Annotated in this window: 6 protein-coding genes; 1 reads left to right on the plus strand and 5 read right to left on the minus strand. The window is 65.6% G+C overall.

Annotated elements, in window-relative coordinates:
- The 4 genes from VK519_RS16760 to VK519_RS16775 form a co-directional block, all read right to left on the minus strand.
- Nucleotides 1-1,512, minus strand: a 1,512-nt coding sequence (locus tag VK519_RS16760) for a glycoside hydrolase family 15 protein (RefSeq protein ID WP_324351650.1), incomplete at its 3' end; no start/stop codon positions are given.
- Nucleotides 1,513-1,599: 87 nt separating this feature from the next.
- Entirely contained in the window at nucleotides 1,600-3,237 is a 1,638-nt protein-coding gene (locus VK519_RS16765) for a cation:proton antiporter domain-containing protein (protein WP_324351652.1), read from the minus strand.
- A 50-nt stretch (nucleotides 3,238-3,287) separates the two neighbouring features.
- A complete protein-coding gene (recQ, locus tag VK519_RS16770; protein WP_324351654.1) occupies nucleotides 3,288-5,090 on the minus strand; it encodes a DNA helicase RecQ in 1,803 nt (600 codons plus the stop codon).
- A gap of 46 nt (nucleotides 5,091-5,136) precedes the next feature.
- The gene (locus tag VK519_RS16775; RefSeq protein ID WP_324351655.1) at nucleotides 5,137-5,496 is read right to left on the minus strand and encodes an MGMT family protein; all 360 of its coding nucleotides are present in this window, start codon (nucleotides 5,494-5,496) and stop codon (nucleotides 5,137-5,139) included.
- Nucleotides 5,497-5,563: 67 nt separating this feature from the next.
- Here VK519_RS16775 and VK519_RS16780 point away from each other — a divergent pair, with 67 nt between their 5' ends.
- Complete coding sequence (locus VK519_RS16780; protein WP_324351657.1) at nucleotides 5,564-5,968, plus strand: hypothetical protein; 405 nt, start codon at nucleotides 5,564-5,566, stop codon at nucleotides 5,966-5,968.
- A gap of 13 nt (nucleotides 5,969-5,981) precedes the next feature.
- On the opposite strand, the gene VK519_RS16785 is transcribed toward VK519_RS16780, so the two are convergent.
- Nucleotides 5,982-7,106, minus strand: coding sequence for an inorganic phosphate transporter (locus tag VK519_RS16785; RefSeq protein WP_324351659.1), 1,125 nt, complete (start codon nucleotides 7,104-7,106; stop codon nucleotides 5,982-5,984).
- Nucleotides 7,107-7,332 lie beyond the last annotated feature (226 nt).

The raw sequence follows: 7,332 nt of genomic DNA on the forward strand, positions 1-7,332 counted from the left end.
GACCAGGCCGTCCACCAGCAGCTCGCGCTCGATCGCAGCCACGGTGTTGGCCACCCTCGGGTCGTCCGCCGGCACGATGCCGCAGAGGGTCACCAGCAACAGCGAGGCATCGAGTTCGTCCGAGCCGTAGGACTGCACGAAATACTGCCCTTGCGGATGCACGCCATGTTCGAGGATCTCCTGGCGCAGTTCATCGGCAAGCTTCGACCATGCGGCGCGTTTTTCCGGCAGCAGTTGTTCGTTGGAACTGTCGGCCGATCGCCGCAGGGCGAGCCAGGCCATCGCCCTCGAGTGCACGAAGCAACGCGGACGGCCACGGATCTCCCATATGCCTTCGTCGGGATCGTTGAGCACCTTGGCCAGGTGGTCGATGAAAAGCACCTGGAGGGTGTCGGCGGCGTATTCGTGGTCGAAGTCGTTCGGCGCGGTAAAGACGCCCGAGCGGACGGCATGGTCGAACACGCCGACCATTTCGCCGTAGATGTCCATCTGGAACTGCTCGCTGGCCGCGTTGCCGATGCGCACGGGCGCGGAATTCTCGTAACCAGGAAGCCACGGCAGTTCGTGTTCGTGCATGCGGCGCTCGCCGGCCACGCCATACATGATCTGGATCTGGTCCGGCGCCCCGGCAATGGCACGGCGGATCCAGTCGCGCCAGGCCACGGCCTCCTCGCGATAACCGGCATTCATCAGCGCCGTCAGTACGAAGGTGGCGTCCCGGGCCCAGCAGAAGCGGTAGTCCCAGTTGCGCTCGCCGCCGATCGCCTCGGGCAGCGACGTGGTGGGCGCGGCGATGATGGCCCCCGTGGGAATATACGAAAGGCCCTTCAACGTGACCAGTGAGCGGTGTACCAGCGCTGCCCATTGTCCCGTTTCCGGGCAGCCGCGCGACCAGCCCGCCCAGAACGCCTCGGTGACCTCCAGTGCTTCGTGCACGTCGCGCGCCCCGGGCACGGGCAGGTGCGAGCGACCGTATTCGAGTGAAAACGGAACCGCTTCGCCGGCGCTCACGGTGAAGGTGGCGACACTGCGCATGTCGCGTCCCTGCACGGCCACGGGACTGCGCCGCACCAGCAGGTCGGGCCCGGCGATGGCACGCAGGCTACCGTCGTCCAGGCCCGTGACCCAGGGGATGCTGCGCCCGTAGTCGAAGCGGATCACCAGTTCCTCTTGCATGTCCACCGAACCCCGGAGGCCCTCGACGAGGCGCATCACGCCGACGCGTTCGCCGTCGACGGGCATGAAATCGATCACGCGCACGGCGCCGTCGGCTGTTTCCCAGGTGGTCTCGAGCACCAGCCCGCCGTCGCGATAACGTCGCGAACTACGCGCGGCAGGATCCAGTGGCGCCAGCCACCAGCGGCCATGCTCACTGGTTCCCAGGATCGCGGCGAAGCATGCGCCGTTGTCGAAACGCGGCACGCAGAGCCAGTCGATCGAGCCGTTGCTACAGACCAGGGCAGCCGACCGGCAGTTACCGATCATGGCGTAGTCTTCGATCCGAGCGGCCAAGGGGCGTTCCTTGCGGGGAGAACGCCAGCCAGTTTAGCGACGCTGATGTAAGCGCGACGTGTCCTTCGGCTTTCCTTCCGGTTTCAGCTAGCCGTGGGCTGGCAGCAGGGCCACCATCGCCCGTCCTGTCTCGGTCTCGGCCATCACCACTTCGCTTGCCCCCTGTGCAGCCAGGTGCACGGCAGGCTCCGTATCGTGGGCACGCGCCACGATGAACAGGCCCGGATGCTTGGCCCGCGCTACGCGTACCACCTCGCCCGACTCGAATGGGTCGGGGATGGTGACGATCAGCGCGGTGGCGCCGGGCAGGTTCAACACGTCAAGGACGTCGTCGCCCGAGGCCTGGCCCAGCACCGCCTCCACCCCCTGCCCGCGCAGTTCCGCCACACGCTCTTCGACGAGGTCCACCACCAGCACCCGGTGGCCGGCGGCCTGCAGGTCCTGCACGGTGGCACGGCCGACGCGCCCATAACCGACCACCACCACATGGCCGGTCTGCCCGGTGGCGACAAACGGGATATCGGTGGCAACTTCGCTGGCCGGTTCCTCGCGCAGGCGGTCGAGCCACTTGAACATCAGCGGATTGACCAGGATCGAAACAATCGCCGCGGCCAGCAGGATGTCGCGCGCGGGACCGGACAGGAACCCCAGGCTCACGCCGAGACTTGCCAGGATAAACGAGAACTCACCGATCTGTGCCAGGCTGATGCCGATGGTGATGGCGGTGCGCTTTGGCCGTCCGAACGCGCGCACGATCACATAGGCCACCAGGCCCTTGCCGAGCGTGATGATCAGGAAGGCCGCAAGCACCGTAAGCGGGTGCTCCAGCAGCACGTGCCAGTTAAACAGCATGCCGATCGAAACAAAGAACAGCACGGCGAAGGCGTCGCGCAAAGGCAGGGTGTCTTCGGCCGCCTGCTGGGCGAGCTTGGATTCGCCCATCATCATGCCGGCCAGGAACGCGCCCAGTTCGAAGGACACGCCGAACAACTGCGCTGCACCGAAGGCGATGCCAAGTGCAATGGCCAGCACCGCCAGCCGGAACAATTCGCGCGAGCCGCTGTGCGCCACGAATTTCAGCAGCCAGGGGATAAAGCGCTTGCCGACGATCAGCATCAGAGCCACGAACAGGCCCACCTTGCCCAGCGTCATGGCGATGGTGATCCACAGGCTGCGTCCGCTTTCGGCCTGGTCGGGTGAACCGACGCTTGCCAGCGCCGGCAGCAGCACCAATGCCAGCACCATGGCGAGGTCTTCGACGATCAGCCAGCCCACCGCGATGCGGCCCCGGGATGTTTCAAACAAATGGCGCTCTTCCAGGGCGCGCAACAGCACCACCGTGCTTGCTACCGACAAAGCCAGGCCGAAGACAAAACCCTGCGCCAGAGGCCAGTCCAGGGCCCAGCCCAGGACCATGCCCAGCGCCGTGGTCGCCGCCATCTGTACCAGGGCGCCTGGAATGGCCACGGCCTTTACTTCAAGGAGGTCCTTCAGCGAAAAATGCAGGCCCACGCCGAACATCAGCAGGATGACGCCGAGCTCGGCCAGTTCCTGCGCCAGGTGGGCATTGGCCACATAACCTGGTGTGAAAGGCCCCGCCACCACGCCCGCCAGCAGGTAGCCGGCCAGGGCCGGCAGTTTCAGCCGGTGCGCCGCCATGCCAAAGATGAAAGCCAGAACCAGGCCACCCACCAGGGTGACGATCAGTGGCTGGGCATCGTGCATGGAACCTCCGTGGCGGACCTTTAGGCAACTTGGCCCCATTATGGCGGCGTTTAGCGGTTAAGCACCGCCAGGAAGTCGCGGCCGTAGCGCTTGAGCTTGGCCTCGCCCACGCCGCTGATCTGCGCCATGTCGTCTTCGTTGGCGGGCAGCGCACGCAGCATCGCAAGCAACGTTGCATCGTGGAAGATCACATAGGCCGGTACGCCGTGCTGGCGGGCGAGTTCGCCTCGAAGTTTTCGCAGTTCGTCCCACAGTTCCTGTTCGGTGGCCTCGATGCCCAGCGTGGCAGCACCCGATGCAGGTTTGTCCCGCAACCTGCGGCCGCGGGCGGGACGGGCGTCCTCGCGCAACTGTACCGACCGTTCACCCTTGAGCACCGCGCGGCTGTCGTCGGTGAGCCTGAGCGTGCCGAACTCGCCCTCGGCCTCGAGCAGGCCCGCCGCCAGCAGCTGCCGGAACACCGACCGCCATTGCGTGGCATCGAAGTCCTGGCCGATGCCAAAGGTGCTGAGTCGGTCGTGGCCGAGCGAGGCCATGCGCTCGTTGTCCTGGCCACGCAGGATGTCGATGACATGCCCGGCCCCGAATCGCTGGCCACTGCGGTAGACGGCCGACAGTGCCTTCTGCGCGGCCACCGTGGCATCCCATGTTTTCGGCGGTGAAAGACAGTTGTCGCAGTTGCCGCAGGTGGGCGGCGCCGCCTCGCCGAACGCTTCGAGCAAGAGTGCGCGGCGGCAGCGCGTGGCTTCGGCATACGCCAGCAGCGATTCGAGCTTCTGCCGCTCCACGCGCTTGCGATCGTCGCCCGCCTCGGACTGGGCGATCATCTGGCTCATGGTCACTACATCGGCCAGGCCGTAGATCATCCAGGCATCGGCGGGCAGGCCGTCACGGCCGGCGCGGCCGGTCTCCTGGTAGTAGCCCTCGACACTGCGCGGAAGATCAAGATGGGCGACGAAGCGAACGTCGGGTTTGTCGATGCCCATGCCAAAGGCCACCGTGGCCACCATCACCACACCGTCTTCGCGCAGGAACCGCTGCTGGTTGCGCGTGCGCGTGGCGGCGTCCAGGCCAGCGTGATAGGGCAACGCCTCGATGCCGGCGTCGGACAACCATGCCGCGGTGTCTTCCACTTTTCGCCGGCTAAGGCAGTACACGATGCCAGCCTCGCCGCGATGCGCGTCGAGGAAATCCTGCAGTTGCCGGCGCGGGTTGCCGCGCGGCGCGACGTGGTAGCGGATATTGGGCCGATCAAAACTGGAAAGGAAAACCCGCGCGTCCTGCAGTGACAGGCGCTCGATGATCTCCTCACGCGTACGGTGGTCGGCGGTGGCCGTAAGGGCAATGCGGGGCACATGGGGAAAGCGTTCGTGCAGTACCGCCAGCTGCCGGTATTCAGGCCGGAAGTCGTGGCCCCATTGCGACACGCAGTGCGCCTCGTCGATGGCGAACAGCGCCACTTCCGTGCGCTCCAGGAGTGCCAGGAAGCGCCCCGTGAGCAAGCGTTCGGGTGCCACATACAAAAGGTTCAGCGAACCTGCGAGGAATTGCCCTTCAACAGCGCGCTGTTCTTCAGCCGACAGGCTTGAGTTGAGGACCGCGGCAGACACGCCGGCCTCGAGAAGGGCGTCTACCTGATCCTGCATCAGGGCAATCAACGGCGAGACCACGATGGCCGTGCCCGCACGCATCAGTGCCGGCACCTGGAAGCAGAGCGATTTGCCACCACCGGTGGGCATCAGCACCAGGGCGTCGCCGCCGTCGGCGACATGGCCGACAATGGCTTCCTGCTGACCGCGGAAGTCGGGATAACCGAAGACGGATGAAAGGATGTCGTGGGCGGAAGGCTGCATGCCCGTTGATTTTAGCAGGCGGGACACGGCGACCCGATGTCGGTGTTCAACCCCATATCGCGCGGTCGATATCCGCGTCCAGCCCGAAGTGCGCCATTGGCACGCGGCCATCGACCACCTTCACGCCTTCCTTGCGCAACCGCCGGCATTGCTCAAGGTAGCCCCGCGAGCCTGCCGGAATGCCGATGCGGCCGTCGGCGCGGAGCACGCGGTGCCACGGCAGGGTGGACCGATCGGGGGCTTGCCCCAGCACCTTGCCGATCAACCGGGCGCGGCCGGGAAAACCGGCACGCTGGGCGATGGCGCCGTAGCTTGCCACGCGTCCGGCGGGAATGGCGTACACGGCATCCCAGATCGCCTGGTTGCGCGCGTCGATGTCGGTGGATTCGTCACGTTTCCCGGCCATTTCCCGACCCCGTTTGAAGGAACGGCAGGTTACCATCGTGGTCACCTTCCAGCCGGACGCACATCCCATGCGCCACTTCGAGGCGGTACGTTCGCACCTGGCTTCCAGCCACGAACTCAAGCACAACGACCCGTACCTCATCAGCTTCGACGTCATCGTGGCCGGCGGGCGCCACCAGGGCATTTACCTGGCGGAACTGGAAGACGACGCCGGGCTGCGTTACTTGCGCATTTCCACCCCGGTAGGCCCCCTGGCCGGTACCGATGCCAGGCGCTGCCTGCGCTTCAACTGGGAACAGCGCACGGGGTACCTCGCCTCGGCCGACCTCGACGGCTCGCCCTACCTGCATCTGTGTGAAAACCGGCCCTATGCGTTGCTCAACGTCGCCGAGCTCGACCGCCTGGTCGAGGAGTTGTCCACCCTGGGCGATGTCCTGGAGCAGGCCATCGCCTCGGACGACGACGAGTTCTAGCGGGCACAATGCCTTACCAGAACCCCCGAGTAAGGCTTACCAGGCCATAGGCCACCAGCGCGGTAACGGGAAGCGTGAGGATCCACGCCCATACCATGCGCTCGACCACCGACCAGCGAATGGCGTTAAGCCTCTTGGCAGCACCCACGCCCATGATCGACGCGGACACGTTATGCGTGGTCGACACCGGGATGCCGGCGAAGGACGCGACCAGGATCACCGCGGCGGAACTGAATTCTGCGGCAAAACCGTTGATCGGATGGAGCTTGACCATCTTGTGGCCGAGCGTCTTGATGATCCGCCAACCGCCACCGGCGGTACCGGCCGCCATGGTGAGCGCGCAGACCACCTTCACCCATACCGGCACGGGGAACCCACCGTTGGGATCGTACGGGATGCGCAGCCACGACAGCCATTCGGGCAGGTGGACGAATTGGCCGGCGGCGGTGGCCGAGGCCAGCGCCAGGGCGATGATGCCCATGCTTTTCTGCGCATCGTTCATGCCATGGGCCAGGCCCATCGCCGAGGCGGAGACGATCTGCGCCTTGCCGAAGAAGTTATTGACGAAGGGCGTGCGTCCGAAGCGCCGCGCGAAACCCCGGCGCGAAGCGAACCAGCCCAGCAGCGCGTAGAGGCTGCCCATCAGCACGAAACCGATCACCAGGCCCGCGATCGGTGAAAGCACCATCGGCACGATCACCTTGGGAATGACACCCTTGCCGAGCCACCAGTGCGGACCGGGCTCCAGCCAGATGATCGAATGGATGTCATTGGACGACGCCGCCAGCGCCGCGCCGCAGAGCCCGCCCACCAAGGCGTGGCTGGAACTGGACGGCAGGCCCAGCCACCAGGTCAGCAGGTTCCATAGCGTGGCGCCGAGCAATCCGCAGATCAGGAGTTCTGGGCCGACATCGAGCACGCCAGTGTTGATCAGCCCGGCGGCGATGGTGGCGGCCACCGCGGTACCCCACAGCGCACCGGCAAGGTTGGTGACCGCGGCCAGCACCACCGCCTGCCCGGGCGTAAGCACCTTGGTCGCCACCACCGTGGCGATCGAGTTGGCCGTGTCGTGGAAACCGTTGATGTAGGTGAAAGCCAGGGCGATCAGCACTACGGCCAGCAGCATGCCAAGGCTCATGCACGCACCTGCGCGGCATTGGTGACGTTCGTCGACACTGTGGCGTCCTTCAGGAATTCTTCAAGACGATCGAATAAACGACGTTGCCAACGTCACGGCACTTGTCCACGGCTTTTTCGAAGAGTTCGAAGAGATCCTTGGCCAGCATCACCCGCAATGGGTCCGAGCCCTCGGCGTAGAGCGTGCGGTAGGGCTCAAGCAGCAGGCGGTCGGCTTCGGACTCGAG

Origin of the sequence: Pinirhizobacter sp., from assembly GCF_035317885.1 — a bacterium.
Lineage (GTDB): Bacteria > Pseudomonadota > Gammaproteobacteria > Xanthomonadales > Rhodanobacteraceae > Pinirhizobacter.

Coding starts and splice junctions, on each gene's coding strand:
- recQ (WP_324351654.1), bottom strand. CDS start 5,090: ATGCAGCCTTCCGCCCACGACATCCTTTCATCCGTCTTCGGTTATCCC.
- VK519_RS16785 (WP_324351659.1), bottom strand. CDS start 7,106: ATGAGCCTTGGCATGCTGCTGGCCGTAGTGCTGATCGCCCTGGCTTTC.
- VK519_RS16780 (WP_324351657.1), top strand. CDS start 5,564: ATGCGCCACTTCGAGGCGGTACGTTCGCACCTGGCTTCCAGCCACGAA.
- VK519_RS16765 (WP_324351652.1), bottom strand. CDS start 3,237: ATGCACGATGCCCAGCCACTGATCGTCACCCTGGTGGGTGGCCTGGTT.
- VK519_RS16775 (WP_324351655.1), bottom strand. CDS start 5,496: ATGGCCGGGAAACGTGACGAATCCACCGACATCGACGCGCGCAACCAG.